The 26228-nt window shown below is 69.5% G+C and carries 26 protein-coding genes and 1 pseudogene; 11 read left to right on the top strand and 16 right to left on the bottom strand.

The features are described 5' to 3' along the window. Positions 1–9: 9 nt before the first annotated feature. Positions 10–906: a dihydrodipicolinate synthase family protein gene (locus ACEWX3_RS22560; protein WP_374157750.1), complete on the bottom strand. Its 897-nt coding sequence runs from the start codon at positions 904–906 to the stop codon at positions 10–12. Positions 907–934: 28 nt separating this feature from the next. Continuing rightward, the gene (locus ACEWX3_RS22565; protein ID WP_374159923.1) at positions 935–1708 is read right to left on the bottom strand and encodes an aldolase; all 774 of its coding nucleotides are present in this window, start codon (positions 1706–1708) and stop codon (positions 935–937) included. A gap of 94 nt (positions 1709–1802) precedes the next feature. On the opposite strand from ACEWX3_RS22565, the gene ACEWX3_RS22570 reads away from it, so the two are divergent. Further along, positions 1803–2333 (top strand): helix-turn-helix domain-containing protein, encoded by a 531-nt coding sequence (locus ACEWX3_RS22570; RefSeq protein WP_152515808.1) that lies wholly within the window; start codon positions 1803–1805, stop codon positions 2331–2333. Here ACEWX3_RS22570 and ACEWX3_RS22575 read toward each other — a convergent pair. Next, positions 2330–3184 (bottom strand): hypothetical protein, encoded by an 855-nt coding sequence (locus tag ACEWX3_RS22575; RefSeq protein WP_374157751.1) that lies wholly within the window; start codon positions 3182–3184, stop codon positions 2330–2332. The genes ACEWX3_RS22570 and ACEWX3_RS22575 overlap by 4 nt on opposite strands. A 147-nt stretch (positions 3185–3331) precedes the next feature. Here ACEWX3_RS22575 and ACEWX3_RS22580 point away from each other — a divergent pair, with 147 nt between their 5' ends. The 4 genes and pseudogenes from ACEWX3_RS22580 to ACEWX3_RS22595 form a co-directional block, all read left to right on the top strand. Further along, complete coding sequence (locus tag ACEWX3_RS22580) at positions 3332–4465, top strand: branched-chain amino acid aminotransferase (protein WP_374157752.1); 1134 nt, start codon at positions 3332–3334, stop codon at positions 4463–4465. Beyond that, positions 4462–5898, top strand: a complete 1437-nt coding sequence (locus ACEWX3_RS22585) for a PLP-dependent aminotransferase family protein (protein ID WP_207065557.1) — start codon at positions 4462–4464, stop codon at positions 5896–5898. The genes ACEWX3_RS22580 and ACEWX3_RS22585 overlap by 4 nt, the downstream gene beginning before the upstream one ends. A gap of 26 nt (positions 5899–5924) precedes the next feature. Further along, positions 5925–6377: a PaaI family thioesterase gene (locus ACEWX3_RS22590; protein ID WP_374157753.1), complete on the top strand. Its 453-nt coding sequence runs from the start codon at positions 5925–5927 to the stop codon at positions 6375–6377. 54 nt (positions 6378–6431) lie between these two features. Then, positions 6432–6995, top strand: a pseudogene (locus ACEWX3_RS22595) (LysE family translocator); the annotation flags it as partial. 21 nt (positions 6996–7016) lie between these two features. Here ACEWX3_RS22595 and ACEWX3_RS22600 read toward each other — a convergent pair. Continuing rightward, positions 7017–8171 (bottom strand): GAF domain-containing protein, encoded by a 1155-nt coding sequence (locus ACEWX3_RS22600; RefSeq protein ID WP_207065559.1) that lies wholly within the window; start codon positions 8169–8171, stop codon positions 7017–7019. A gap of 205 nt (positions 8172–8376) precedes the next feature. On the opposite strand from ACEWX3_RS22600, the gene ACEWX3_RS22605 reads away from it, so the two are divergent. Next, on the top strand, positions 8377–9891 hold the full coding sequence (locus tag ACEWX3_RS22605) for a precorrin-2 C(20)-methyltransferase (RefSeq protein WP_207065560.1): 1515 nt from the start codon (positions 8377–8379) through the stop codon (positions 9889–9891). Here ACEWX3_RS22605 and ACEWX3_RS22610 read toward each other — a convergent pair. Genes ACEWX3_RS22610 through ACEWX3_RS22630 form a run of 5 tightly spaced genes read right to left on the bottom strand, consistent with a single transcriptional unit; the run spans position 9857 to position 14828 of the window. Continuing rightward, positions 9857–10237 carry a glycerol dehydratase reactivase beta/small subunit family protein gene (locus tag ACEWX3_RS22610; protein WP_374157754.1) on the bottom strand — a complete coding sequence of 127 codons (381 nt, stop codon included), beginning with the start codon at positions 10235–10237 and terminating at the stop codon, positions 9857–9859. The two genes, ACEWX3_RS22605 and ACEWX3_RS22610, sit on opposite strands and share 35 nt — an antisense overlap. After that, the gene (locus ACEWX3_RS22615) at positions 10230–12062 is read right to left on the bottom strand and encodes a diol dehydratase reactivase subunit alpha (RefSeq protein ID WP_374157755.1); all 1833 of its coding nucleotides are present in this window, start codon (positions 12060–12062) and stop codon (positions 10230–10232) included. Before ACEWX3_RS22615 ends, ACEWX3_RS22610 begins: the two co-directional genes overlap by 8 nt. Before the next feature lie 2 nt (positions 12063–12064). Next, the gene (locus ACEWX3_RS22620; RefSeq protein WP_374157756.1) at positions 12065–12670 is read right to left on the bottom strand and encodes a propanediol/glycerol family dehydratase medium subunit; all 606 of its coding nucleotides are present in this window, start codon (positions 12668–12670) and stop codon (positions 12065–12067) included. Then, positions 12667–14388 carry a propanediol/glycerol family dehydratase large subunit gene (locus ACEWX3_RS22625; RefSeq protein ID WP_207065564.1) on the bottom strand — a complete coding sequence of 574 codons (1722 nt, stop codon included), beginning with the start codon at positions 14386–14388 and terminating at the stop codon, positions 12667–12669. Before ACEWX3_RS22625 ends, ACEWX3_RS22620 begins: the two co-directional genes overlap by 4 nt. Positions 14389–14399: 11 nt before the next feature. Then, the gene (locus tag ACEWX3_RS22630; RefSeq protein ID WP_207065565.1) at positions 14400–14828 is read right to left on the bottom strand and encodes a diol dehydratase small subunit; all 429 of its coding nucleotides are present in this window, start codon (positions 14826–14828) and stop codon (positions 14400–14402) included. Positions 14829–14960: 132 nt separating this feature from the next. Between ACEWX3_RS22630 and ACEWX3_RS22635 the strand changes: the two genes are divergently transcribed. The 3 genes from ACEWX3_RS22635 to cobA all read left to right on the top strand — a co-directional run bounded on the left by ACEWX3_RS22635 (position 14961) and on the right by cobA (position 17672). After that, a complete protein-coding gene (locus ACEWX3_RS22635) occupies positions 14961–15683 on the top strand; it encodes a (2Fe-2S)-binding protein (protein WP_374157757.1) in 723 nt (240 codons plus the stop codon). A gap of 191 nt (positions 15684–15874) precedes the next feature. Further along, positions 15875–16525: a response regulator transcription factor gene (locus ACEWX3_RS22640; RefSeq protein WP_207065567.1), complete on the top strand. Its 651-nt coding sequence runs from the start codon at positions 15875–15877 to the stop codon at positions 16523–16525. A 28-nt stretch (positions 16526–16553) separates the two neighbouring features. Next, positions 16554–17672: a uroporphyrinogen-III C-methyltransferase gene (cobA, locus tag ACEWX3_RS22645; protein WP_374157758.1), complete on the top strand. Its 1119-nt coding sequence runs from the start codon at positions 16554–16556 to the stop codon at positions 17670–17672. Positions 17673–17701: 29 nt separating this feature from the next. Here cobA and ACEWX3_RS22650 read toward each other — a convergent pair whose 3' ends face one another. Further along, complete coding sequence (locus tag ACEWX3_RS22650; RefSeq protein WP_221349290.1) at positions 17702–18412, bottom strand: MIP/aquaporin family protein; 711 nt, start codon at positions 18410–18412, stop codon at positions 17702–17704. A 231-nt stretch (positions 18413–18643) separates the two neighbouring features. On the opposite strand from ACEWX3_RS22650, the gene ACEWX3_RS22655 reads away from it, so the two are divergent. Further along, entirely contained in the window at positions 18644–19048 is a 405-nt protein-coding gene (locus ACEWX3_RS22655; RefSeq protein ID WP_207065570.1) for a heme-binding protein, read from the top strand. 33 nt (positions 19049–19081) lie between these two features. Here the strand turns inward: ACEWX3_RS22655 and glpK are convergent, their stop codons facing one another. Continuing rightward, positions 19082–20599 (bottom strand): glycerol kinase GlpK, encoded by a 1518-nt coding sequence (gene glpK / locus ACEWX3_RS22660; RefSeq protein WP_207065571.1) that lies wholly within the window; start codon positions 20597–20599, stop codon positions 19082–19084. 249 nt (positions 20600–20848) lie between these two features. Further along, entirely contained in the window at positions 20849–22372 is a 1524-nt protein-coding gene (gene adh, locus ACEWX3_RS22665; protein ID WP_207065572.1) for an aldehyde dehydrogenase, read from the bottom strand. A gap of 166 nt (positions 22373–22538) precedes the next feature. Here adh and ACEWX3_RS22670 point away from each other — a divergent pair, with 166 nt between their 5' ends. Further along, positions 22539–23084 carry a TetR/AcrR family transcriptional regulator gene (locus ACEWX3_RS22670; RefSeq protein WP_374159924.1) on the top strand — a complete coding sequence of 182 codons (546 nt, stop codon included), beginning with the start codon at positions 22539–22541 and terminating at the stop codon, positions 23082–23084. On the opposite strand, the gene ACEWX3_RS22675 is transcribed toward ACEWX3_RS22670, so the two are convergent. From ACEWX3_RS22675 to ACEWX3_RS22690, 4 genes are all read right to left on the bottom strand, one after another. Continuing rightward, the gene (locus tag ACEWX3_RS22675) at positions 23047–23973 is read right to left on the bottom strand and encodes an alpha/beta hydrolase (RefSeq protein ID WP_374157759.1); all 927 of its coding nucleotides are present in this window, start codon (positions 23971–23973) and stop codon (positions 23047–23049) included. The genes ACEWX3_RS22670 and ACEWX3_RS22675 overlap by 38 nt on opposite strands. An 88-nt stretch (positions 23974–24061) precedes the next feature. After that, the gene (locus tag ACEWX3_RS22680) at positions 24062–25378 is read right to left on the bottom strand and encodes a helix-turn-helix domain-containing protein (RefSeq protein WP_207065575.1); all 1317 of its coding nucleotides are present in this window, start codon (positions 25376–25378) and stop codon (positions 24062–24064) included. Positions 25379–25544: 166 nt separating this feature from the next. Continuing rightward, a complete protein-coding gene (locus ACEWX3_RS22685; RefSeq protein WP_207065576.1) occupies positions 25545–25841 on the bottom strand; it encodes a WXG100 family type VII secretion target in 297 nt (98 codons plus the stop codon). Positions 25842–25854: 13 nt separating this feature from the next. Then, on the bottom strand, positions 25855–26196 hold the full coding sequence (locus ACEWX3_RS22690) for a WXG100 family type VII secretion target (protein ID WP_207065577.1): 342 nt from the start codon (positions 26194–26196) through the stop codon (positions 25855–25857). Positions 26197–26228: the final 32 nt, after the last annotated feature.

Below are 26228 nucleotides of genomic sequence, written 5' to 3' on the forward strand. Positions count from 1 at the left end.
GGCGTTCGGTCAGGCGGGCCGGGGAATATCCAGCATCGCCGCGAGTTCCGCGCGACCCTCGATGTCCAGCGGCAGCAACGGTGCCCGCGGGTCGCCGGCGCCGCGACCCAGCACGTCCAGGCCGGCCTTGACCGTGGTCGGCAGACCGCCCGCGACGATGAACCGCAACAGCGGCGCCAGGTCGTCATAGATCGCCTGGGCCTTCCGGTAGTCACCGGCCGACGCCGCCGCATACAGGTCGATACACGGCTGCGGGCGAAGGTTCGGTGCCGCAGTGCACCATCCGGCGGCGCCGGCCTTCAACGCGTCCAACACCAACGGATTGCTGCCGTTGTAGAAGGGCAGCGCCCCATCCGTGAGCTCCTTGATGCGCAGCATCCGGGAGAGGTCGCCGGTGGACTCCTTGACCATCGTCACGTTGTCGATGTCGGCGTACATCTGCACCAGCAGTTGCGGGGACATGTCGATGCCGCTGGTAGCCGGATTGTTGTAGGCCATGATCGGCAGGTCGACTGCGGCCGCGACCCGGGTGTAGTGCTGGGCGATCTCACGGTCGGTGAGCTTCCAGTAGGACACCGGCAAGATCATCACCGCGTCGGCACCTGCGCGCTCGGAGTACCTGGCGCGGCGGATCGTGTTGGCGGTGGTGAGGTCCGAGGCCCCGACGACAACCGGGATCCGGCCGTCGACGGCGGCGACCGTGGTGTCGACCACGGCATCGAACTCCGCTTCGGTGAGGTACGCCGACTCACCGGTGCTCCCGAGCGGGGCGATGGCGTGCACGCCAGACGTCACCAATCGCTCGACAAGCGCGGCGAGCTCGGTGGTGTCGACAGCGTCGCCGCCATCGGTGAACGGCGTGATCGGGTAGGCGACAATTCCTTGCAGTGGATCGAATTGGGACATGGTGGCTCCGTTCTGTTGGGGTGGAAGGTCAGTTCGTCAATGCGTCGGGATGGTGAACCAACGCTCTGCGGGCGTAGTAGGCGAAGTTGGCCTGGCTTCTCTTGGGTGTCAGCGTCCAGTCGTGGGCTTCTCGGGCCAGGCGATCCGGAAGCTCAGCGATCGTGCCCGCCGCCATCGCAGCCAGTTGCAGCTTCGCTCCGCGCTCGATCAGCATCGCCAGTGAACATGCCTCTTCGACGCTCGAGCCCGCCACGACGTGGCCGTGATGGGCCAACAGGATGGCCTTCTTGTCACCCAGCGCGCCCGAGATGATCTCACCCTCCTCGTTTCCCACCGGAACTCCGGGCCACTCGGGCAGGAAGGCACAGTCGTCGTAGAGCGGCGCGATGTCCATCTGCGAGACGACAAGCGGCACCTCCAACATCGACAGGGCAGCGACGTGAAAGGGGTGGGTGTGCACGATGCAGTGGACATCCGGACGCGCCCGATAGATCCACGAATGGAACCTGTTGGCAGGGTTCGCCATTCCTTCGCCCTGCAGGACGGTGAGGTCCTCGTCGACCAGCAGCAGATTGCCGGCGGTGATCTCGTCGAAGCCCAGTCCCAGTCGCTGGGTGTAGTAGGTGCCAGGCGTTTCGGCACGGGCGGTGATCTGCCCCGCCAGACCGGAGTCGTGCCCGGCATCGAACAGCGCACGGCAAGTCAGCGCCACTTTCTCGCGGACCGTCAGCGGGGACTCCGCGACGTTGCGCTTCATGCCGTCCAACGCTCGCTTCATCAAGTCGGTCTTGGCTGTGCTCATGGTTGTGGTCACGAGGCTCCCTTCCGGTGGATGAAATGACAACGCGTTCACTATAGGACACTTTGTGTCATATCGGAAATGCTAGGGTGGCGCGGTGAGCACCCTCCTCCGAGCGGTACGCCAGCAGAGCGGACTGACGCTGGACGATCTCGCCGAAGAGACCGGGCTGACGAAGAGCTACCTGTCCAAGGTGGAACGCGGGCAGAGCAATCCGTCGATCGCGGCGGCGCTACGGATCTCCCGCGCCCTCGGCGTCGACGTCGCGCAGCTGTTCAACGATGACCCGTCCGCCGCGCGAATCTGCATCGAGCGGGCACCCGTCGGCGCGGCCGAGCGCCACCACCCGATCGCCGCAGCGATGCTGGGAAAGACCATGGTCCCGTTCCTCGTCCGGCCGGGCCGGCAGTTCACCACCCACCCTCATGCGTCGCACCAGGGCCAGGAACTGATCTTCGTGCATCGCGGCAGTGTGGAGCTCAGCTACGACGGCGACGTCATTGCGCTCGAGACGGGTGACAGCGCCTATCTGGATGCATCACGTCCGCACAAGCTGCGCCAGACGAGCTCCGAGACCCCCGAAGTCGTCGTCGTCACGCACGACGGTCCGCGGGCACCGGGGCGTTAGGCGGGCCGGGGAACCCCCATCGGATTGGGCACGGGCACCACTCCGCGATCGACGAGGACAGTGGCGAGCCGGCCGAGGGTGCGCATGGTCCATTCGGCGTCGTCGAGCGCGCGCCACGGGCCGGTCGCCAGGTCATCGGTGAGCCGCTCCACGTTCTCGCGTAACGCCACGCCTGCGCCGGTGAGCGCGCTGTCGGCGCTGAGCACCCCGCGCTCCCGCAGCTCCTCGATCGCTTTCGCCCACTGCTCGTCCGTCCAACCCCGGTTACGTTGCAGCACATCGCGATCCAGCGCTCCGGTGGCGACATGGGTGATCGATGCCTGCAGACCGGTCAAGCCACACGCGGTCGCGGCGACCACATGCCCGTCGCCGCGGTGCTCCCGCAGCGCCGTCACCGCCAACCACAGGCGCGCACACCACGACGCCGGACGCGCCACCGACTGCCACGCGCCGGCCAGCGCTCGGCCGTCGACCGCCAGCGAGTCGACCACCCGTTCCACGTTGGCGGTGACCCGGCGGAGGTCGTCGGTGGACCCGGCCGCCGCGTGAACCCCCACCACCGCGTCGGCGGCCGCGAAGCGCGCCTCACGCACACCGGCGGGGGTGATCCGGTTCCAGATCTTGGGGACGGCACGGGCCACCATCGCCGGTGCAAACCCGTAGAACAGCGCGGTCACCACCTGCGCAGGCGGAGCGCCGAGCGGAAAGGCGCGACCGGCGAAGTAGCCGTTCCAGCCGCCGGTGAGCCCCGCCTCGACCATGGCCGCGGCGAATGCCGGGTCGAAGTAGCAGACGGCGTGCACGGGTTCGTAGACCCGCCAGAACCGGCGTTCGGGTCGTTCGATGGCCATGCGCGGCATTCTGCACGCCCGCCCGACCTGCGGGCAGCGCCAATCCCGCAGCGGTGGACCAGTCCACTTTCGCCGAATTGGCCGCTGACAGCGGCGATTGGATCACGTTGACTGGGCAGTCCGACCGATCCTGAGGAGGAGACGAGCGTGACCCAGCAGACGCTGCACGCGCCCGACACCGTTGCCCACGGTGGTTTCCGCGTGACTCTCAATCCGGCCGCCCGCTCCGAGCGAGACCGGGCGGCGGTGCTGGCCGCCCCGGGCTTCGGCGCGCACTTCACCGATCACATGGTGCTCGTCGACTTCAGCGAGCGAAACGGCTGGCACGACCGGCGCGTGGTGCCCTACGGGCCGTTGCCGATGGATCCGGCCGCGACGGCGCTGCAGTACGGGCAGGAGATCTTCGAGGGTTTGAAGTTGTACCGCCACCGCGACGGTCACCTGCGCCTGTTCCGGCCCGACATGAATGCCCGGCGGTTCGCCGCCTCGGCGGCACGGTTGGCCTTGCCGGCCGTGCCCACCGGGTTGTTCGTCGAATCGATCCGCCAGCTGGCCCTCGTCGACGCCGCGTGGGTGCCCGACCGGCCCGGAGACAGCCTGTACGTGCGGCCGTTCGTCATCGGCACGGAGGCTCTCCTCGGTGTGCGACCGGCCCGGCACGCGACGTACGGGGTGATCGCCAGCCCCGCCGGCTCGTACTTCGACGACGCCGAGTCCGGGATTTCACTGTGGTTGTCGCCGAGTCATTCCCGCGCCGGCGCGGGCGGCACGGGCGCAGCCAAGTGTGGCGGTAACTACGCCGCCGCGCTGGTGGCCCAGACCGAGGCCAAGGCACACGGTTGCCAGCAGGTGCTGTTCACCGACGCCGCCACGCGTACCTGGGTCGAGGAAGCCGGCAGCATGAACATCTTCTTCGTCTTCGCCGACGGAACCTTGGTCACGCCGCCGTTGAACGGGGCCATCCTGGCCGGGGTGACCCGCGACAGCGTGATCGAACTGGCTCGCGATCGCGGCCATCGGGTCGAGGAGCGGCCGATCAGCATCGCGGAGTGGAAAGCGACGGCCACCACGGGTGAGCTCACCGAGGTGTTCGCCGCGGGCACTGCCGCGGTGATCACACCGATCGCCGAACTCGTCACCGAAGACACGGTGATCGCCACCCGCGCAAGCGGAAGCGCCTCCATGGCAAGGGAACTCAGGGCGCAGCTCACCGGCATCCAGCACGGCACGATCCCGGACCGGAGAGGCTGGCTGCTCGATCTGGGACCTGCCCGGCGATGACGCGGTCTCTCGCCCGGGCACACATCGGAGCCAGGCAACTGGTCGCGCTGTTGGGTGAGTGGGAGGTCGGCGATGCGGTGTACAGCGCGCTGGCCGCGCGCATCGCCCTCCTGCTCGACGACGGCCGCATCGCCACCTACACCCGGTTACCCGCCGAGCGGGAACTGGCCGACGCCCTCGGACGCAGCCGCACCACCGTGGTCGCCGCCTACCGCGCCCTGCGGGACAGCGGACATCTCATCAGCGTGCGGGGTTCCGGCAGCGTCGCCGTGCTGCCCACCTCCCCCACCGCGACGTCGGGAACCGAGGTCGACTTCGCGCGCGCCGTTCCCCCGCCGGTCCCCGGACTGAGCGACGTCTTACGCCGCGCCGGTGAAGCCGCGACGACCATCCTGGCGCACCCGGGTTTCGATCTCGTGGGGGAACGGCACCTCCGGGAACAGATCGCGGAGCGCTACTGCGCGCTGGGTGCCCCGACAACCGCCGAACAGATCATGATCACCGTCGGCGCCCAGCACGCCATCGCGTTGGTGTGCCGAACAGTGCTGCGGCACCGGGACAACGTCGTCGTCGAAGCACCGACCTACCCCCATGCCTACGAGGCCGTTCTCACCGCCGGCGGCCGCCTGGCGAGCACGCCGGTGTCGAATCTCGGTTGGGACGGCGAGCATCTCGCCAGCGTCGTCACGCGCGTGCGACCGCAGCTCGCGTACCTGATTCCGGACTTTCACAACCCGACCGGTGCAACGATGCCCGAAGCGGTCCGCGAGCGGGTCCTCGATGCGGCACGCCGGAGCGGGACGCTGCTGCTCGTCGACGAGACCACCGCCGACCTCGACATCGACAGGCCGAGCGCGCCACCATCGTTCGCCTGTCTGGCCGGCCGGCACTCGGCCGGCACCGTGGTCAGCGTCGGGTCGTTGAGCAAGACCATCTGGGGTGGGCTGCGCATCGGCTGGGTCCGCGCCGACCCTGTTCTGCTCAGCCGGATGGTCGGCGCCCGTCCCGCCGGTGACCTCGGCACATCGGTACTCGACCAGACGGTCGCCGCCGACGTGCTCGCAAACTACGACGACTTCCTGACCCACCGGCGCGCGCTGCTGCGCGATCGACGCGACCTGCTCACCGAACTGTTGCGCACCCAGCTGCCCGACTGGGACATCCCCGTCGTCCGCGGCGGGCTCTCGCTGTGGGTGGGGCTGGGAGCCCCGATCAGTTCGGCGCTGGCACAGGCCGCGCAACGTCGCGGGGTCCGGATCACCGCGGGCTCCAAGTTCGGCACCGACGGAGCGCACGAACGATTCATCAGAGTGCCGTTCACCGGCGACCCCGACCGCATCCGGCGCGGCGTCGGCATCCTGCGCGACACGTGGGAGTCGCTGCTCCCGCTCGCCGGTGCGGCCGCGCACCACCGGCTCCCACCGACCCTGTAGCACCTCGACCAGCGAAAGGACCGCCCATGGCGAAGTCCGGCGACCTCGACGCCGACATCACCCGGCACATCACCGACAGCTTCTCCCGCCAGGGGCTCATGACACACCTCGGCGCGACCATCGCCGAGCTGCGTCGCGGCTTCTGCGCCCTGCACCTGCCCTATCGCGCCGAATTGACCCAGCAACACGGCTATTTCCACGCCGGTGCCACCAGTGCCCTGGTCGACACCGCCGGCGGTTACGCCGGGATGTCCACCTATTCGCCGCGGGACTCGGTGCTGACCGTCGATTTCACCGTCAACCTGCTGGCCCCGGCGATCGGCGACGTCCTGGTCGCCGAAGCGACCGTGCTCAAGAGCGGTCGGACCCTGACCGTGTGCCGACTCGAGGCCTTCGCCGTCAACGCCGGAAGCCGCACCCACGTGGCGACCGGGCGACAGACCCTGATCCGGCTGGTCGACACCGCCGACACGGAGTGACGGGTGGATCGCGCCGTTGCGGCGTTCGCCGGGATCGCCGTCGTCGTCGTGCTCATGCCCGGGGCCGACACCGTGCTCGTGCTCAACGCCAGCCTGCGCGACGGCACCCGCGCCGGCATCGTCACCGCGACAGGGGTGGTGTGCGGGCCGGTGCTGTGGGGCGCGTTGGCGGGGCTGGGCGCCGCGATGATCCTGGGCCGGAACCCGCTGGCCTCCGGACTGATTGCCGCGGCAGGCGGGATCTATCTGTGTCACCTCGCGATCCGCAGCTTCGCGGCCGCCCGCGCTTCGTGGCGTGAGGCGGTCGACATCGACCTTGCGCCGCCGCACCCACCGCACCGCAGGGCGGCGGTCACCCACTTCCTGACGGGCCTGACCACCAACGTCCTCAACCCGAAGATCGGCGTCTTCTACCTCTCGGTCATGCCGGCGTTGTTCTTCGGCCGGCCCGTCACCGTCTGGCTGGGCGCGCTGCTGGGACTGATCCACGCCGCCGTCGGGATGGTCTTCCTCACCGGCGTTTCTGTGATGTCCGGATTGGCCCGGCGACGCCTGAGCCGCCCACACAACCGTGCAGTCCTCGAATCGATCTGTGGGCTCTGCCTTCTCGGCTTCGGCGTCTACGCGCTGGGCCAGGCCTCAGCTGCCGTGGCCGGTGCGGTGCCAGCGCGCGAGCAGAGCGTCGTCATTGGCCTCGATGACCGCCAACCGCAGCGCGGCACACACCTCGACGCGCAGCCGGGCGATTCCCGGCGAACCTGAATTCGGCAGCAGCGGGCCGGAGCACAGGTCCAGCGCCCGCGAGATGTCCCCGGTCGCCAGCGCGTCGAGCACACCGTCGAGGTCGCTGGTCACCGGTTCGAGCAGCCGGTAGGGCTTCGAGCCCAGGAATCGGGCCCCGATCGCGCGGCGCAGCCGCGACATCTCGGCGCGCACCGAGACCGCGTCGAGGTCGTTGTCGTCGAGCAACACCGCCAGATGGTCGGCACTGAGCCCCTCGGGGTGCTGCATCAACAACACCAGGATGTCGGCGTGGCGCGGGGCCAGGTTGACCGACTGCCCGGCACCTGCGCCGCGACAGACCGTCCACGTGGGGCGGCGGGCCGTCAACACGGTCAACCGCGCGCTGCAGGAGCCGGGCCCCGCCTCGGCGGCGGTCTGCGTCAGCCGCTGCAACGCGACGTACTTGCCGACGGCGAGCGCGGTGGCCCGCAGCAAGGCCAGGGTCTGGGGTGCGGCCGCGTCCGCGTGGCCGGTCAGGTCGATCACGCCCAACAGCTCTCCGGTGGTCGGGTCGCGCACAGGAGCGGCCGTGCAACTCCACGGCTGGGCCACGCGGGAGAAATGCTCCCACCGCCTGATCTGCACCTCGCGGTCCACCACCAACGCCGTCCCGGGAGCATTGGTGCCTGCGCTGCGTTCACTCCAGTCCGCGCCGGGCAGGAAGTTCATCGCCTCGCCCTTGCGGCACGCCCGGCGGTTGCCCTCCACCCACAGCAGCGTCCCGGAGGCGTCGGCCACGCCGACCATGTGCCCGGCCTCGGCGGCGTCGTCGACCAGCAGACGGCGGATCAGCGGCATCGCCGTGGTCAACGGGTGCGCACGGCGCAGACGCTCGAGTTCGTTGTCGTCTGCCGACTGAGGGCCCTGACGATCGGGATCGACCCCTCTGCTGATGCTTCGGCGCCAGCTGTCGGCGACGATCTCGCGAAGCGCCATGTCACCGAGCTCGGTCGGGTCGACCTGGCCGGCCACGACGAGTTCGTGCAGCTCCTGCACCTGCCTGTGGGCCATCCGGTTATGCGGCACGCTGCCAGCCGACGGCGGGGAGCAGCCGCCTCCTTCCCGTGATCTGTCCTAATGACCTGTCTAATGAAACGTTAGCCGAACTTCCTGTGAACCAGATCTCTCTTGCCCGGTCCGGAGGCGGGCCTAGACGTTCGTCGGGAAGGCGGGACTCAGCCTGTCCGGCGCGGGCAGGCCGGGTTAACGTCAACGCATGGGCAGTGATGAGCGGGCGCCGGGGAAACTCTGGGCGGTGGGCCTCGGCCCCGGCGACAGCGAGCTGGTCACGTTCAAGGCGGCACGCGCAATCGAGCGGGCCGACGTGGTCGCGTTCCACTGCGCCCGGCACGGCCGCAGCATCGCGCTGTCGGTGGCTCAGCCGTACCTGCGCGACGGGCAGATCCACGAGCGGCTCGTCTACCCGGTCACCACCGAGACCACCGACCATCCCGGCGGCTACCGGGGTGCGCTGGCGGAGTTCTACACCGCGGCCAGCGACGTGCTGGCGGCCCATCTGAGCGCCGGCCGTGACGTCGCGCTGCTGGCCGAGGGAGACCCGCTGTTCTACAGCTCCTACATGCACATGCACAAGCGGCTCGCCGGACGGTTCGACACCGAGATCATTCCCGGTGTGACCTCGGTGTCCGCGTCGGCGATGGCGGTGGGGACTCCGCTGGTCGAGGGCGAGGAGACGCTGACCGTGTTGCCCGGCACGCTGCCGACCGCCGAACTGGTGCGCCGCCTGCGGGACTGTGACGCCGCGGCGATCATGAAGCTGGGGCGCAACTTCGCGAAGGTCCGCGAGGCCCTCGACGCGGCCGGTGTCGCCGATCGCGCATGGTACGTCGAGCGCGCGTCCACCGGTGCCCAGAAGGTCGCACCGGTCGACGAGGTCGACCCGGCGTCGGTGCCGTACTTCTCGATGGTGGTGGTGCCCGGGCCGCTGAACAACCCGTCGGTCGGCGATCCGGCCCAGGCCGGCGAGGTCGTCGTCGTCGGACTCGGCCCCGGCGCCGACCGGTGGACCACCCCCGAGGTGCGGACCGAGCTGTCGCGGGCCACCGATCTGGTGGGCTACAAGACCTACCTGGGGCGGATCTGTCCGCGTCCCGGCCAACGCATGCACCCCAGCGACAACCAGGTCGAATCCGAGCGCGCCTGCATGGCCCTGGATCTCGCCCGCCGCGGCGCGCGGGTCGCGGTGGTCAGCTCCGGTGATCCCGGCGTCTTCGCGATGGCCGCAGCGGTGGCCGAGGTGGCCGCCGAACCGCAGTTCCACGACGTGGCGGTGCGGGTGGTGCCGGGGGTGACGGCGGCCAACGCCGTCGCTGCGGCGGTGGGCGCGCCGCTGGGCCACGACTACATGACGATCTCGCTGTCCGACCGGCTCAAGAGCTGGGAGGTCATCGAACGCCGCCTGCACAGCGCCCTCGACGCCGACCTGGTGATCGCCGTCTACAACCCCGGGTCGCGCAGCCGCGGCTGGCAGGTGGCAGCCTTGAAGGAGCTGCTGCAGCAACGGTTGCCGGCAGACCGGCCCGTCATCCTCGGTCATGACGTGGGCGGTGAGCAGCAGCGCCTGACCTCGACCACGGTCGCCGGGCTGGATCCCGCCGCCGTCGACATGCGCACCCTGCTCATCATCGGGTCGTCGACGACCCGCGTCGTCGCTCGCGCCGCCGGGGACCTGGTGTTCACGTCGCGGCGCTACGAGCAGCCGGCGGACTGAGCCGCAGGGGCACCCCCACGACGATGCGTGCCGCGTTGTGCCCGGCCCGTCGCGCGGCGCCGGCGGACGCGGCGCCGTCACACGCGAGGTCGGGCATCGGCGCCGTGAGCATCTCGTGGCTGATGCGCACCCGGCCGCGCCGGTCGATGCCCACCCCGACATCGAGCGACGACGCCCGCGCCGCGGTGTGCGCGAGTTCGTCGGCGTCGGTGTCGGTGGCGGGTCGGCTGAGCTCGAACGGCACCCCCTCCTCCTCGATCCCCGCGAGGACCTCGCGCTCGACAGGTCCGGCGGCGACACTGAGCACGTGGACTGCCGGCCGTTCGGGTTGACCACCGTCACGCATAGGCCGCCACCAGGCCGGTGGCCACCGCGTTGCGGGGCCCCTCACTGCCACGAACATTGCCGGTGCCGCAGACGATGCCGTAGGGCGCCAACGCGTCGGCGATCAGCTCGGGGATCTCGAAGTCCAGTGCACAACCGCCCAGCAGCACGACGAACCCGATCCGGCGCAGATCGCCGCCGGGGGCGACCGAACGCAACGCGCGCAGCGCGTTGACCACGAACACCCGCTCCTTGGCGGTACGGCGCACCTGCCGGATGCGGTCGAGGGAATGCCGCGTCGGGATCGGCGACATACCCTCGGGCGACAGCGTCACCACCCGGGCGAATGCGGTGGCGGGGAGAGCCTTCTCGAAGAACTGCGCGGTGCCGTTCTCCATCCTGACGTGAAAGAAGCTCTCCGCCTTGGCCGCCGGGTACTTCTTGACGCCCTCGGCGAGTTCCAGGTTTTCCAGGCCGAGTTCGGCGTCGATGAGTTTGGTCACCAGATCGCCCGCCCCGGCCAGGTGCACCGCCTGCACATCGCCGCGCGTCCCGAGAACCGCGGCATCGGTCGAGCCGCCGCCCATGTCGAGCACCACCAGCGGCGTATCGGTGCCGGGCGTGGTCAGCGCGCCCCGGACCGCCATCTCGGCCTCCACCCCCCCGACCCGCACGGTGATGTCCCGGCCCGCGGCCTCGCTGAGCTGCTCGGCGATGACGGCCGCGACAGCCTGCATACCGCTTTCCCGGGTTCGCACCATCGCCGCGAGCGCGACCGCGTTCTCGAGCGCGACCTCGCCGGCCACCCCGCCGCGCACCTCCTGCGGGACCAGCGTGTCGATCGCGAGGAGATCCCTGATCTTGACGTCGCGCAGCTCGTGCTGGGAGAGGTCCGCCATGCTCTGGCGGACGGTGGAGATCATCCCGCCGGTGTTCGTGCCCGACTCCCCGGCGACATCGGCCAGCGGAGAGACCCGTTCGACTTCGGCCATGATCTCTGCCGCGCCGCGGGAGACGTCGACACACACCGTGCGGTTGACCCCGATGAGCTCGAGTGACCCGGCCGGGATGGGACGGTCCTCGACGTCTCCGGACGGGGTGCGCACCACGACCGCCGACCGGTTACCCGTCAACGCCCGCGCGACCGGGGACACCGTCCTGGTCTGTTCGGCGTCCAAGCCGAAGATCGTGGCCAGACCGTAGGCGTTGGACAGCGTGCGGATCGACTGCCCGGGCGCGGCCACCTCGACGGCGGCCAGCATGCCGACCGGCACCGCGTCGATCCGCGACACCTCGTCGACGATCGGCATCGGCACCGTCAGCCGGTTGGCGACGAGCACGGCGTCGTCGTTGCCGAGTATCGCTGCGACGACGTCGATTCCGCGTGCCATCGCGGCATTGAGGGTGGCCGCGGTGACATCGAAGTCCACGCCACCGGCGACCAGCACGATCACCGGTTCGCCCGGTGCCTGATCGGACAGGGTCTCGGCGGCGACGATGGTGCCGACGCCCAGGCCCCGGCCTCCCGGCGTCCGCGGATCGTGGCCGATCATGGTGGACTCGGTGATGATCGTTTCGGTGATGGTCTCCATCGCCAGCCCGCTGATGACCGGCGTCGCCTCGTTCAGCAACACCACGTCGACGGCGCCGAGCCCGACCCCGGCGTGCTCGGCGGCGCGGGTGACGACCTTGACGACACCGTCGACGTTCTTGACGGTGCCCTTGATCCCGGTGGTGCGGGTCAGTGCGCCGCCGAGATAGTCGACCGTGCCGTCGGGGCCGATGCGGGCGAGACTGGCTTCCGTGGTGGAATTGCCGATGTCGACCCCGACGACCGTCCGGTGCACCGTCAGGACAGCGCCGCCGGGGCCGCCGAGGAGAACTCGGCCTGCACCTCGACCGGTTTGGCGCCCTTGCTGATCTGCTCGGTCTCCTTCAGGTGCAGCAGCGCCGCCTTGGCCTGCCACCGCGGACGGGCCATCTGGTCGTTGAGCGTCGGAACCGGCTGCGGCGACTCACCTTTGGCGTACTGGGCGGCGTTGGAGCCGATGTTGCGGTAGGTCTCGAGCGTGAGCAACGGACACTGCGGGAACAGTTCCAGACTCGACAACCGCGGCAGGTCACGCTGATGGATCATCGACGTGCCGCGAGACAGGATCCCGATACCGATGCCCGAACCGGACAACTTGGCCGCCGTGTGCGCCACCACCGCCAGATCGGAGCTGTGCCGGACCCGGATCACCCGGGCCGCGACCTCCTGCTCCTCGATTCCCGCCAGGATCTGACGGATGACCTCGGCGTGCGGGATGTTGACGATGGTCTGGGTGAAGAAGTCCGCGAACGCCGGCGAGACGGCGAGAACCACCTCGTCGGAACGGGATCCGCGCTGCGCGGGCCCGATCTCGCTGAAGCTCATCGTCCGCTGTACGTCGCTGGTGGTGCTCGCCACGGTCACTCGACCTCCATCTCGGGGTTCGACGCGCTGGTCACGTGTCGCAGTTTCTTCATCTCTTCCCACCGCGCCCCCGACGGGCGGTAGCCGGTACTCGGCCCCTGGTAGTCGTTGGCGTCGTTGACCGCCGACAACGGCTCCAGCGCGGGGGTCATGATCGCCGAGGTCTGCAACAGGTCACCGGACACCCGCTGACGCAGCACGGCCAGCAGGTTGGCGGCGACATCGGAGAACCCGGTCGACTCGAGCGCCTTCACCAGGTCCAGGCCGGTGATGCCGCGGTCCATGACCTGCTGGGCACCCTTGAGATCTTCCAGCACATCGCGGGGCAACAGGTCGGCCGAGCCGTTGGCGTACACCGCCGCGTCGATCTCCGCGTCGGAGATCACCGGCAGATCCAGGTAGTCGAACACCGCCTGCAGCGCTTTGGCGGCCCGGGTGCGCACGGCGAGGATGTCGTCCTCCTTGACGTGGCGCAAACCCCCGTCGATCTGCAGATCGCGCTGAATGGTGTTGAAGTCGTCGAAGTCGTCGCTGTCGACATTGGAGCCGGCGAACATGTTGTCGTAGTTGGGCGTTGCCGAGTATCCGGAGCAGACGAAGTCGGTGCCGGGCATCATCTGCGGCATCAACCGGGCGGTTCGGCGCATCGGCGAATGCGAGAACGACTGGTCGTTACCCGAGGCGCATTCCAGGTCGACCGCCGAGGCGATCATGTTCTCGGCAGCCACCGCGCGGATTCCGGCCGGCACCGCACCCGGCACGCCGATGCAGGAGATCGAGCCGTTCTGCAGGCCCTGCACACCGGCACCCTTGGTGACCAGGATGCAGCGGATCTCCAGGTACAGCATCGACTTGCCCTGGGCGTTGCCCATCTGCACCTCCGAGCCGGTACCCGAGGTGAATCTCATCTTGATGCCCCGGGAGGCGTAGGCCGCGGCCAGGAACGCCTTCGACCACGGGGTGTCGTCTCCGTCGACGAACACCGGTTCGGTGCCGTACACCGAGATCGTCTCGGCATAGGCGGTGATGCCGCGCATGCCGAGTTCGAGTTCGGTGGCCTCTTCGAGGGCGCACTGGGTCAGCGCCACCCCCTCGCCGACCTGGCTGCCGATCTGTAACGCCATGGCCACCAGCGGGGCGTAGCGCACCACGCCCAAAGTCGTTTCCACCTCGGAGAATCCACGGATCGAGGCTTCGGCCGCCTCACACACCACCTGCACCGGGTTGTCCCGGGCGCTGGTGCAGTGCGCCTGGTTCGCCGGGGTACGACGGGCGCGCATCTTCTGCATCCCCATCATGATCTCGACGATGTTCATCGTCTTGGCGACCTCGAGCAGCTTCGCCGGGGTCAAACCCTTGGTGACCGCGATGACGTCGCTGCGGGAGGTGTTCGGGTCGACCAGCATCCGGGCGATCTCGACGGCCGGCAACGCCATCGAGTCCTCGGTGGTCTCGATGTCGATCGCATGGTCGGCGATGAACTGGTCGATGAAGTCGAAGTCGGCCCGCGCGACCCCGTCCATCTCGACGATCACCCCGTCCTGCACCCGCACGCTGGGCGCGGGGTCGAAGGGGCTGTCCATCGCGACCATGCCGACCTCGGGCCATTCCTCGACGAAGCCGTCGAGGTTGACCGGCCGGTTCTCCAGCACCTCGGTGCGCAGCGAGTGACGCACCCCGTCGAGCGGGGAACCCTGAGGGGCAACTGAGGCAGTCATGTCCGTCTCTCCTATTCGCTCGTGGCCAGAATGTCGCGGCGCTCGTAGACCTCCGCGGCTTCGCGCACCAACGCGGCGAGCAGTTCCGCGTGGTACGTCGAGGACAGTTCGTCGGCGATCGCCTCCAGCTCGGCCCTGCTCGACGCGTTCGGGCGCAGCGCGTTGTAGATCTGCAGGACCCGCTCGTCGGACAGCGCGGTCATCTCCGCGGCGCGACGCAGGTTCGCGCCCAGCGCGGGGCGGCCGGACTTCTCCGAGATCTGAGCCTGCAACCGCAACGTCTCCGGGCTGATCCGCAGATCGGCGGCGTCCACGTCGCCGGCCATCACCGCGGGCATCGTGATCGCATCCAGCGGCTTGCCGGTGGGCGTGACCAGCAGGTCCCTGCGGTTCACGCTCAACGGGTAGTCCACCGCGGGGTCGAGGTCGGGTTCCGTCATGCACTTCTCCAGCGGTACGGGGCGGCACCGGCCGCCCAGGTGTGTCGTGACTTGGGAAAGTCCGCGAACCAGTGTGGCTCGGGTCACGTTGCACCGACGTTGCAGTTTCGCCGGTACTAGCGTGTGCGCCCGATGGACGACCACACCGATCCGGCCGTGCCGGAACGCGTTGCCCGCCTCGGCGGATACTTCGCGCTGGACACGGCGACGGGCTCCGGCTGGCGGCCCCTGGCCGAACTGCTCGACACCGCGGCCCTCGCCGATCGGGTGGGTGCCACCCGGGCGGCGATCGCCGGCTTCTCGGGGTGCGCACCCACCGATGTCCCGGTGCGGGTGGCCGCCTCCTCGCTGCAGATGGCGATCGCGGCCCGACTGATGTCACCGGCGCTCGGATCGTTCGCCGCGCTGCGCGCCGTCCCCATGTTGACCGCGCGATCGCTGCGCTGGCGCACCGCGGGGCATTCGGTGCAGTTCGGCGCCACCGGGCTCGAGTGGCGCGACACCGGGGACGCGCTCACCGCCGCCCGCGCCATCGACACCGCGCTGCTCGGCGACGCCCTGGCGCCGCTGATCGACCGCCTGCATGCCGACGTCGCGCTGTCTCCGCAGGTCATGTGGGGCAACGTCGTCTCGTCGGCCAACGGAGCGGTGACCGTGCTGGGCATGACAGACCGGTCGCTGGTGAGCGCGGGCCGCCAGCTCGTCACCGCGCTGGCCGACACGCAGAGGCTGCGCGGGACCGTCGACACTGCCCAAGGCGCGTTCCGCAGGCGCAGCTGCTGCCTGTTCTATCAGGCACCGCACGGGGGCCTGTGCGGGGACTGCGTGCTGCACGGCGCCGACGCGCCACGCTGAGCGCCGCCCTCGGACCCGGGTCTCATTGCAACGTCGATGCAACGCAGGCCTCATTAGCATTCGGCCCGCCGACCGACCGGACGGAGTCACCGATGAGTTTGTCCCCCAGCGACTACGCAGTGCGCACCGCGCCCCCGCCGCGCGCCGACCTAGCCAGAAGCACGCAAATTCCCAGCGCACGAAGGGGTTTGGTGTCACCGCGCCGAATGCGGGCCGCGGTGGTGACCGACGACGAACTGCTCCGGCACGGCCTGGTGCACATGATGTCGCGCACCGACAGCGTCCTGCTCGTCGGCAACATGCGCCCCGGGGCCGAACTGGTGGGCCGACTGCAGAGCCTGCGACCGGACCTGCTGGTGTTCGGCACCGACCGCGACGTCACACTCCCCACGCTGCTGGCCGATCTGCATCCGCGGCCGAAGGTGGTCGTCGTCATCGACACCGACGACCCCCAGACCGACCCGCTGGATCTGATCCGGGCGGGCGCCGACGGACTGATCGACCGGCGGTCGACCTCCCACGAGTTGCTCGCCACCCTGATGCGGGTGGCCGCCGGGCACAACGCGCTGGACGCGTCGTGCGCGAACGCCGTGATCACCCGGCTGCGCGCGCCGGTCGCCGCACCGGACGAGGCATGCACACCGGTGTTGACGCGTCGGGAGCACGAGGTACTGCACCTGCTCACCGACGGCCTGGACAACCGCACCATCGCACGCAACCTGTTCATCAGCGAGGCGACGGTGAAGTTCCACCTGCACAACATCATGGGCAAGTTCGGTGTGCACCGCAGGGCCGCGCTGGTGTCGACGGCGTTGCGCGGCAGGGTGATCGGGGGACGGTGATGACTTCGGCCGCCGTCGGGACGAACCGATGACCGCGGGTGTCACCGTCGAGTTACCGGTGCACGGACGTCGCGTCCTGCTCGCCGGAGCCTCGGCACGCGCCATCTCGACCGCAGCGGCGCTGGTCGATGCCGGGGCCGTGCTGACCATCGCCTGCCCCTCCCCCGCCCCGTACTTCGACGATCTCGCCGAACGCGGTCTGCTCACGTTGCACCGGCGCGAGCCGACGGCCGCCGACATCGGCTCCGCGACAATCGTGTTCGCGCAGACCGGCAGCCGGGACGGCGACCACGACATCGCGCGACGGGCAGAACAACTCAACCGGCTCTGCATCTGCGCCGAACCGCCGGCCGCCCCCACCACCCGCCGTGCGGGCCCCGGCCGGGTCGTCATCGTCGGCGGCGGACCCGGCGACCCGGGCCTGCTGACGGTCGCCGGGCGCGACGCGCTGGCCGGCGCGGACGTGATCGTCACCGACCGGCTGGCACCGGTCGCGGCGCTGGCCACCCTCGCACCGAACGCCGAGATCGTCGACGTCTCCAAGATCCCCGGCGGGCGGCGCACCGAGCAGAGCACCATCAACGCGCTGCTCGTCGAGCATGCCGCGGCGGGCCGCACCGTCGTCCGGTTCAAGGGCGGGGACGGATTCGTCTTCGGCCGGGGCGGCGAGGAGCTCGACCACTGTCTGCGCGCCGGGATCCTGGTCGATGTGATCCCGGGCGTCAGCGCCTCGATCGCCGCGCCCGCCGCTGCGCTGATCCCGGTGACCCATCGTGGCCTCACCCAGGGATTCACGGTGGTGTCCGGGCACGTGCCGCCGGGGCACCCCGACTCCACCGTCGACTACGCCGCGCTGGCGCAGGCGAACACCACCATCGTGTTGATGATGGCCGTCGCCAATCTCGAAGCCATCAGCCGCGCGCTCACCGAGGCCGGACTCGATCCTGACACCCCGGCCGCGGTGATCGCCGACGGATGCCTGTCCAGCCAGCGGCAGGTGCGCGCCACGCTGGCCACGATCGCGCAGGCCGCCCGGTTCGCCCGGATCGGCCCGCCCGCGACGACGGTGATCGGCGCGGTGGCCGGATTCATCCCCGGGCGGGTGACCGCCGAGTCGGTTCAGCCGGTCGCCATCCTGCAAGCCTGACAAGCACTTTCGTCGCCGCCGCCGGCGGCTCAGGTGAGCACGCCGGCCAGCAGTGCTGCCAGCGCCGCCCCGATGAAGGGGCCGACGATGGGCACCCAGGAGTAGGACCACAGCGGGTCACCCTTGCCCTTGATCGGTAGCAGCGCGTACGCGATGCGGGGACCGAGGTCGCGGGCGGGGTTGATGGCGTAGCCGGTGGGACCACCGAGGCCGAACCCGATGGCCATGATGACGAAGGTGACCCCGGCGTAACCCAGCGTGTCGTTCACGGCCGGGGTGGTGAAGATCCACAGCAGCAATACGAAAGTCGCGATCACCTCGGTGACCAGGTTCCACCCGGTGCTGCGGATCGCGGGGGCCGTGCAGAAGATCGCCCGGGTGCCGGAGTTGTCGTCGTTGTGGTCGTACTGCAGCTTGAACGCCGCCCAGCACAGAACCGCGCCGAGGATGCCGCCCAGCAACTGACCGCCCATGTAGAACGGCACACTGCCCCAGGGGACACCGCCGTTGATGGCCACCGCCAACGTCACCGCGGGGTTGATGTGCGCGCCTGACGGCTCGGCGATGCTGGCACCGGTGAAGACGCCGAAGCCCCAACCCAATACGATGACGAGCCAGTCGCCACCGCCGCCGTGCGAGAACGAGTTCTTCAGCACGACCGCCGCGACGGAACCGTTGCCGATCAACACGAGTACGCCGGTGCCCAGGAGCTCCCAGATGAAGATGTCGGTGTACGACACTGCCAGCCTTTCCGAAGTGGGTGTCCTGCCAGTGTCGGCGCCGGCGGCGCGGAAAGCCTCGCTACAGAGCAGGTCCCAACCGGCAACTGGCCGTAGCACTGGGCTTTCGGTTAGGTTGGCGGGCCCGGCGACGCCGAAGCCGCACGAACACGGTGTGTCTCGGCGCTCCAGGCCATAGCATCGGAGCCGAATCAAAACAGTTGCCGTACCGCTCTTTCGAAAGGTTCACCAATGACCTCGTTGCCGTTGACGAAAGCCCAGGCCGTCCTGGAGGCCGCCATCGCCAAAGCCGACGAGATCGGTCAGCCGATGAACATCGCCGTCGTCGACGACGGCGGGCACCTGGTCACGTTCGCCCGCATGGACGGTGCGATCAAGGCCAGCATCGACATCTCCACGCGCAAGGCCACCACATCGGTGTTGATGAACGCGCCCACCGCCGCCCTGATGGGCCTGGTGCAGCCGGGTGCCGAACTGTACGGACTCGAACAGCTCTCCGGTGGACTGGTGGTGTTCGGGGGCGGCATCCCGCTCCAACTCGACGGCGTCACGGTCGGCGCCATCGGTGTCAGCGCCGGCAGCGCTGCTCAGGACGTCACCGTGGCCGAGGCCGGCGTCGCAGCCCTGGCGGGCTGACGCCGGCCCGGCGCCGCGCGGTCCGTCGACCGATCAGTCGACGTCCACCCAGTCCAGCGTCCGCTGAACGGCCTTCTGCCACCCCGCGTACCCGGACTCGCGCTGCTCCTCGCTCCAGTCGGGTGACCAGCGCTGCCCCTCCTGCCAGTTGGCGCGCAATTCCTCCTCGTCCTTCCAGAACCCGACGGCCAGCCCGGCGGCGTACGCCGCGCCCAGCGCGGTGGTCTCGGCGACGACAGGCTTGACCACGTCGACGCCGAGCACGTCGGCCTGGATCTGCATGCACAGTTCGTTGGCGGTGATGCCGCCGTCGACCTTCAGTACCTCCAGATGCACACCGCTGTCGGCTTCCATCGCGTCGACGACGTCGCGCGACTGGTAACAGATCGACTCCAGCGTCGCCCGGGCCAGATGGGCGTTGGTGTTGAAGCGGCTGAGCCCGACGATCGCGCCGCGGGCGTCCGAACGCCAGTAGGGGGCGAACAGCCCGGAGAACGCGGGCACGAAGTACACCCCGCCGTTGTCCTCGACCTGGCGCGCCAGCGATTCACTCTGTGCCGCACCGCTGATGATGCCGAGCTGGTCGCGCAGCCACTGCACCGCCGAGCCGGTCACCGCGATGGACCCTTCCAGGGCGTAGACCGGTTTGGCGTCGCCGAAGCGGTAGCACACGGTGGTCAGCAGCCCATGCTCGGAGCGCACGATCTTCTCACCGGTGTTGAGCAGCAGGAAGTTGCCGGTGCCGTAGGTGTTCTTGGCCTCACCGGAACTCAGGCACACCTGACCCACCATGGCGGCCTGCTGGTCACCCAGGATTCCGGTCAGCGGGATCTCGGTGTCCAGCGGACCGGCCGGATGCGTCACACCGTAGGCGTCCGGGGACGACGACGACGCGATCGCGGGCAGCATCTGGCGCGGAATCCCGAAGAACGACAACAGTTCATCGTCCCAGTCCAGCGTCTCCAGGTTCATCAGCATGGTGCGGCTGGCATTGGTCACGTCGGTGATGTGCACCCCGCCGCGGGTACCACCGGTGAGGTTCCACAGCACCCAGGTGTCACAGGTGCCGAAGATGGCGTCACCGCGTTCGGCGGCCTCACGCACCCCGTCGACGTTCTCCAGGATCCACTGGATCTTGCCGCCGGAGAAGTACGTGGCCGGCGGCAGACCGGCCTTCTGGCGGATGACGTCACCGCGGCCGTCACGATCCAGCGCCGAGGCGATCCGGTCGGTGCGGGTGTCCTGCCACACGATGGCGTTGTAGTAGGGCCGGCCGGTCTTGCGGTTCCACACCAGCGCGGTCTCGCGCTGGTTGGTGATGCCGAGAGCCACCACGTCCTGTGCCGACAGATCGGACTTGTTCAGCGCCGTCTGCAGGACCGAGCCGGTGCGCTCCCAGATCTCGACGGGATTGTGCTCCACCCACCCCGCCCGGGGCAGGATCTGCTCGTGCTCGAGTTGGTGTCGGGCCACCTCACGTCCGGCGTGGTCGAACACCATCGCCCTGGTGCTGGTCGTTCCTTGGTCGATAGCAGCTACGAAGTCGCCCAATTCCCGCTCCTTGAATCCTCGACCGGCGCCCCGCCGGTGACACCGTCCAACCTATCGGCCGTGCTGCGGACTCAGGCCGTATTGCCGCAAACTATCCGAACGGTGGGGCCGAAAAGCGTTGCCGTGCTTGAGCATGTCGGGCGACTACCGGTGAAAACACAAACTCGCACGGATCGAGGGAAATCCGTGCGAGTTTGCGTCCAGGAGATCAGGGTGCTCAGAGTGCTCGATTCCTCGCGCGAGCGCTCGTCAGAAGAACCCGAGGGCCTGATCGCTGTAGCTGACCAGCAGGTTCTTGGTCTGCTGGTAGTGGTCGAGCATCATCTTGTGGTTCTCGCGGCCGATGCCGGACTGCTTGTAGCCACCGAACGCGGCGTGCGCCGGGTACTGGTGATAGCAGTTCGTCCACACCCGGCCGGCCTTGATGTCCCGGCCGGCCCGGTAGGCGGTGTTGCCGTCGCGGCTCCACACCCCGGCGCCCAGGCCGTAGAGCGTGTCGTTGGCGATGCTGATCGCGTCGTCATAGTCGGTGAAGGACGTGACCGCGACCACCGGTCCGAAGATCTCCTCCTGGAACACCCGCATCTTGTTGTTGCCGGTGAAGATCGTCGGCGCGACGTAGTAGCCGCCGTTGAGTTCACCCCCGAGCTGGGCCCGCTCGCCGCCGGTGACCACCTGCGCGCCTTCGCTCTTGCCGATCTCGATGTAGGACAAGATCTTCTCGAGCTGGTCGTTGGACGCCTGCGCGCCGATCATCGTCTCGGTGTCCAGCGGGTCGCCCTGGCGCACCGCCTTGGTGCGGATCGCCGCCAGCGCCAGGAACTCGTCGTAGATGTCGGCCTGGATCAACGAGCGCGACGGGCAGGTGCACACCTCACCCTGGTTCAGGGCGAACATCGTGAAGCCCTCGAGCGCCTTGTCCTGATAGTTGTCGGCCGCGGCCATCACGTCGTTGAAGAAGATGTTCGGGCTCTTGCCGCCGAGCTCCAGCGTCACCGGGATCAGGTTCTGCGACGCGTACTGCATGATCAGCCGGCCGGTGGTGGTCTCACCGGTGAACGCGATCTTGGCGATCCGGTTGCTCGAGGCCAGCGGCTTACCCGCCTCGACGCCGAACCCGTTGACGATGTTGACGACACCGGCGGGCAGCAGATCACCGATCAGCTCGAACAGGTACAGGATCGAGGCGGGCGTCTGCTCGGCGGGCTTGAGTACCACCGCGTTGCCCGCGGCCAGCGCCGGCGCCAGCTTCCACGTCGCCATCAGGATCGGGAAGTTCCACGGGATGATCTGTCCGACCACACCGAGCGGCTCGTGGAAGTGGTAGGCGACGGTGTCGTCGTCGATCTCCGACAGCGAGCCCTCCTGCGCGCGGATCGCGCCGGCGAAATACCGGAAGTGGTCGACGGCCAACGGGATGTCGGCGTTCAGCGTCTCGCGGATCGGCTTGCCGTTGTCCCAGGACTCGGCCAGCGCGATCGACTCGAGGTTCTCCTCCATGCGGTCGGCGATCTTGTTCAGGATCAGCGCGCGCTCGGCGGCGGCGGTCTTACCCCAGGCCGGCGCCGCGGCGTGGGCGGCGTCGAGGGCCTTCTCGACGTCGGTTTCGTCCGATCGCGGGATCTCGCAGAACGGCTGTCCGGTGACCGGTGTCGGGTTCTCGAAGTAGCGACCGGCGTTCGGCGGTACCCACTGACCGCCGATGAAGTTGTCGTAGCGGGCCTTGAACGACATCAACGAGCCGTCCGTCCCGGGTCGGGCGTACACAGTCATGGTGAGTCTCCTGCTCGTGTGTGGTGCGTCACTCAACCTACGCGCGGAACCGTTGCAGCACGGTTGCATCGTGGAGCGGAAAGCGAGGACAATTCCGGGCATCGCCCCACCGAGCAACACACCTCGCCGCCGTGCCCGCCAGAAGCGCTCCCGCGACACGGTCGACATGCTGGTGGAAGCCGCCGCTGCGGTGTTCTCCCGGGAGGGTGCGGGCGCGACGACCAACCGCATCGCCGAGCGCGCCGGGTTCTCGATCGGCACTCTCTACCAGTACTTCCCCGACAAGCTGGCGTTGTTGCGCGCGGTGGCCGAGAAGCACCTGAACGACGCCGATCGCCGGCTGACCGAGGTGTTCGCGCGACTGCGCGCCGACGCTCCCCCGTTCGACACGACCCTGCGCACACTCCTCGACGCCGTCGTCGCCGAGCACGCCGACCGGCCGCGGCTGCACGCGCTGGTGCACCGGCTGGCACCGCGCGGGCTCGACGAGCTGGCCACCGTGCAGGCGCTCGAGGACCGGATCTGCGACGAGGTGGCGTTTCATCTGAAGCGCTGCGACCGCGGTGGCGACGACCCGCAGCGGGCCGCGCGCACGGTGGTGCACACCGTCGACGCGCACCTGCACCGGGTGATGACCCGGCACGGCTTCGACATCGACGCCCTGATGGCGACCGTCAACCAGCTTGTGCCGCCACCTGGCCGCGGACCGTGAGCATCGCCTCGCGCAGCTGGCCCAGCCCGGGCTCCTCGATCGGGTAGTGCCCGCAGTTCTCCAGCCGCACCAGACTGGTGGGCGCCGAAATGCGCTGCAGGAAACGGATGCTCAGCTCCGGCGGAGTCCAGGTGTCGGCGGTGGGCGCGACCAGGGTGACGGGCGCGGCGGTGAAATCTTCAGCAGCGGTGTGCGGGAAGTTCATCCAACTGGACACGAAGCCCAGCGGCACGCTGGCTCCGCCGCCGCGGGGATCGGCCGCACACTGACGGGAGAGCGCGGGGTCGTTGCTCATCTGGGTCATGTCGGCCAGCCAACGGATCGGGACCCGAACACGGCCCAGGGCCGGGTCGAGCGCACGCAGTACAGCGGGCGCGGACCGGCCCAGGAACGGGTAGCGGGTGGCGGCGGCCCGCGCGGCAGGGTCGGCCACGTCGAGCAGGCAGGTCGCCACCACGGCGGCCACCTGACCCGTCCGCGCGGCCACCTCGTAGGCGAGCATGCCGCCCATGCTGGCGCCGAACAGGATCAGCGGGCGCGGGTCGGCGGCGCGCTCGGCGGTCACCAGATCGGTCAACAGCGCCACCCAGTCCGGATAGCGCACCCGCGCGGGCTGCGCCACGACGGTGTCCCCGTACAACGGCAGGTCCGGGGCGAGCACGTCGGCCCCGTCGACATCGCTGCCCGCGGCGACCGCCGCGACGGGCCACAGTGCCCCGCTGTACCCACCGCCGCCGTGGATGAGCATCATGCGCACGTCGGCTCCGGGCGCCGGCGCTCTGGAGATGTGCACCCGGGTGCCGCGCCACTGCCACCAGGTGCTGGTCGGTGGCGCGAGATTGTTCACGTAGCGGGCGGGCAGGAACTGTGCGTAGCTCCGGTAGTCCATGGACTCATGGTCGGAAGCGCGGGCGCCGCTGACAACTCGCCTTGGCATGGCCGCTGAGCTGGGGATTGTTTCTGTTGCTCAGGTTTGCTCAGCCGAGCTCGAAGTCCAGGCCGGCCAGATGGCCGCCGGCCTGGGCACGGGCCACCGCGGTGAGGCCGGCGCTGTCTCGCAGCGCCTGCCAGCCGTCGCGGTCGTCGCGTCCCTCCGGAAGCTCGAGCCAGCGACGCAGCGGGCTGCTGCGCCCCTGGGCGTGTTCGGCGAGCACCGCTTCCCGCAGCGTGGTCGACAGCTGGGTGCGCAGCCGGCCGATGGCCGGCGACACCGAATGGGTGAGCAGCGGGCCGGGGTAGCGCGTCAGCGCGGTCTCGACGTCACCGGCGTCGAGGGCGGCGAACACCTCGCCGATGTCGCTGGTGATGGGGGCGAGCAGCCGGTAGGGCCGTGACCCGAGGTTCTCGGCACCGACGACTTTGCGCAGCCGCGACATCTCGGCGCGCACGGTGACGACGTCGAGGCTCTTGTCGTCGAGCAGCACCGCCAGGTGATCGGCCGACAGACCCTCGGGGTGCCGGCTGAGCAGAACGAGGATGTCGGCGTGCCGGCCGGTCAGGCTGGCCGCCCGCAGATGGCCGTAGCTGTCGGTGGTGACCCAGCGGGGGCGGTCGCCGCCCAGGACGACCAGATGCGGTTTGCGGGCAGCCGGTTCGGCCGAGATCCCGGAGATACCCGACACCCGCAGCAGCGCCAGATGGTTCTCGACGGCGACCGCGGTGGCGCGCACCAGCGCCAGGGTCTGGGTGGTGGCCACCTGGTTGCCGCCGGTCAGGTCGATGGCGCCCAGCAGCGCGCCGGTGCTCGGGTCGTGCACCGGCGCCGCGGTGCAACTCCACGGCTGCACGACGCGGGAGAAGTGTTCGGAACCGCGGATCTGCATCTCGCGATCCAGGGTCAGGGCGGTACCGGGCGCGTTGGTACCTGCGCCGCGCTCGCTCCAGTCGGCGCCGGGCACGAAGTTCATCGCCTCGGCCTTGCGGCATGCGGCCGGGTCCCCTTCGACCCACAGCAGTGTGCCGTCGGCGGCGCTGACCGCCACGACGACGCCGGAGTCGGCGGCGTCGGCGACCAGCAGCCGCCGGATGACGGGCAGTGCGGGCGCCAGCGGGTGCGTCTCGCGCAGTCGTTCGACCGCGGCGACGGCCGCGGCCGCGCGGGCGCCGTCCAGGTCTGGATCGACCCCGCCGGCCAGGCTGCGCTGCCAGCTCTGTGCGACGACGGGCCGCACCGAATTCGTGTTCAGGAAGTTGGCGTCGACCTCGCCGGCGACGAACAATTCGTGGACCGTACGCAGCGCAGAAGACGACGGGCGGGTCGTCGCCCGTCCGCGCGATGCTTTCGGAGTTGTCACCCGCCGTTCACGCTCCTCGCGGTGGACCTGGCAGCAGCAACGGGCACTGTGCCGGTCATCACACCTGGCGCCAGGGTAGCGCACGAGACGCGTCTGAGGGTGTACTGCGCGGCCCCGGCCGGCTCCCCTCCGTGCCGAGGCCGCGCAGACTCTGGTGGGGCGGCGATCACCCGCCCCAGGCTCGGGCGGCGCTGCGGTCGGTGGCGGCGACGTCGTCGGCGCCGTCGCGGACCGCGTTGCCGAGGCTGATCAGGATGTCGTTGAGCGCCGCGGCGGCCTGCTCCCACCGGGCCTGTTCGACGCGGTAGGCCTCGGCCGCTTCGCGACTCCAGGTCGCCTGCAGCGGCGCGATCTGAGCGCGCAGGTCATCCAGTGCCGCGTTCAGCCGGGCAGAGGTGGCGTGGATCTCCTGGCGCACGGTGTACTCGATCTCACCGAAGTCGTAGGACAGTGTGGCGTTCATGGATGTGGGCTCCTCAGATCGTGGCGGCGACGGAGCCGATGCGGTCGGCGTGGCCGTCGGTGGTGGTCCGCAGGATGCGCTCGTTGTCCCGGATCGTCTCGGCGATCCGTTGCAGCGCGGCGTGCAGTTTCAGCGACTCGCCGTTCCAGCGCTCCATGACCTCACGGAACCGGGTGGCCGCGACCCCGCCCCACACCGAGGGCGGCACACTGCTCATCGCGGCGACGAACGACTGCAGCATCGCGCGGATCTCGTCGTTGCGGGCGTCGGTCTTCCCGGCGACCGCCAGCATCAGGTCGAAGTCGGTGGTGAGGGCAGATCCTGCAGATTGCGGGGGCGGTGGCGGGGTCGGCATCGCGATCCTTCCGGGTTCGGGCGGGTGATCTA

Origin of the sequence: Mycobacterium sp. G7A2, from assembly GCF_041902445.1 — a bacterium.
Taxonomy (GTDB): Bacteria; Actinomycetota; Actinomycetes; order Mycobacteriales; family Mycobacteriaceae; genus Mycobacterium.

What these genes read in the sequence shown, in the direction of transcription:
- ACEWX3_RS22560 (WP_374157750.1), bottom strand. Translation starts at nt 906, where the DNA reads ATGTCCCAATTCGATCCACTGCAAGGAATTGTCGCCTACCCGATCACG.
- ACEWX3_RS22565 (WP_374159923.1), bottom strand. Translation starts at nt 1,708, where the DNA reads ATGAGCACAGCCAAGACCGACTTGATGAAGCGAGCGTTGGACGGCATG.
- ACEWX3_RS22575 (WP_374157751.1), bottom strand. Translation starts at nt 3,184, where the DNA reads ATGGCCATCGAACGACCCGAACGCCGGTTCTGGCGGGTCTACGAACCC.
- ACEWX3_RS22585 (WP_207065557.1), top strand. Translation starts at nt 4,462, where the DNA reads ATGACGCGGTCTCTCGCCCGGGCACACATCGGAGCCAGGCAACTGGTC.
- ACEWX3_RS22590 (WP_374157753.1), top strand. Translation starts at nt 5,925, where the DNA reads ATGGCGAAGTCCGGCGACCTCGACGCCGACATCACCCGGCACATCACC.
- ACEWX3_RS22600 (WP_207065559.1), bottom strand. Translation starts at nt 8,171, where the DNA reads ATGGCCCACAGGCAGGTGCAGGAGCTGCACGAACTCGTCGTGGCCGGC.
- ACEWX3_RS22605 (WP_207065560.1), top strand. Translation starts at nt 8,377, where the DNA reads ATGGGCAGTGATGAGCGGGCGCCGGGGAAACTCTGGGCGGTGGGCCTC.
- ACEWX3_RS22610 (WP_374157754.1), bottom strand. Translation starts at nt 10,237, where the DNA reads ATGCGTGACGGTGGTCAACCCGAACGGCCGGCAGTCCACGTGCTCAGT.
- ACEWX3_RS22625 (WP_207065564.1), bottom strand. Translation starts at nt 14,388, where the DNA reads ATGACTGCCTCAGTTGCCCCTCAGGGTTCCCCGCTCGACGGGGTGCGT.
- ACEWX3_RS22630 (WP_207065565.1), bottom strand. Translation starts at nt 14,828, where the DNA reads ATGACGGAACCCGACCTCGACCCCGCGGTGGACTACCCGTTGAGCGTG.
- ACEWX3_RS22635 (WP_374157757.1), top strand. Translation starts at nt 14,961, where the DNA reads ATGGACGACCACACCGATCCGGCCGTGCCGGAACGCGTTGCCCGCCTC.
- cobA (WP_374157758.1), top strand. Translation starts at nt 16,554, where the DNA reads ATGACCGCGGGTGTCACCGTCGAGTTACCGGTGCACGGACGTCGCGTC.
- ACEWX3_RS22655 (WP_207065570.1), top strand. Translation starts at nt 18,644, where the DNA reads ATGACCTCGTTGCCGTTGACGAAAGCCCAGGCCGTCCTGGAGGCCGCC.
- adh (WP_207065572.1), bottom strand. Translation starts at nt 22,372, where the DNA reads ATGACTGTGTACGCCCGACCCGGGACGGACGGCTCGTTGATGTCGTTC.
- ACEWX3_RS22670 (WP_374159924.1), top strand. Translation starts at nt 22,539, where the DNA reads ATGCTGGTGGAAGCCGCCGCTGCGGTGTTCTCCCGGGAGGGTGCGGGC.
- ACEWX3_RS22675 (WP_374157759.1), bottom strand. Translation starts at nt 23,973, where the DNA reads ATGGACTACCGGAGCTACGCACAGTTCCTGCCCGCCCGCTACGTGAAC.
- ACEWX3_RS22685 (WP_207065576.1), bottom strand. Translation starts at nt 25,841, where the DNA reads ATGAACGCCACACTGTCCTACGACTTCGGTGAGATCGAGTACACCGTG.
- ACEWX3_RS22690 (WP_207065577.1), bottom strand. Translation starts at nt 26,196, where the DNA reads ATGCCGACCCCGCCACCGCCCCCGCAATCTGCAGGATCTGCCCTCACC.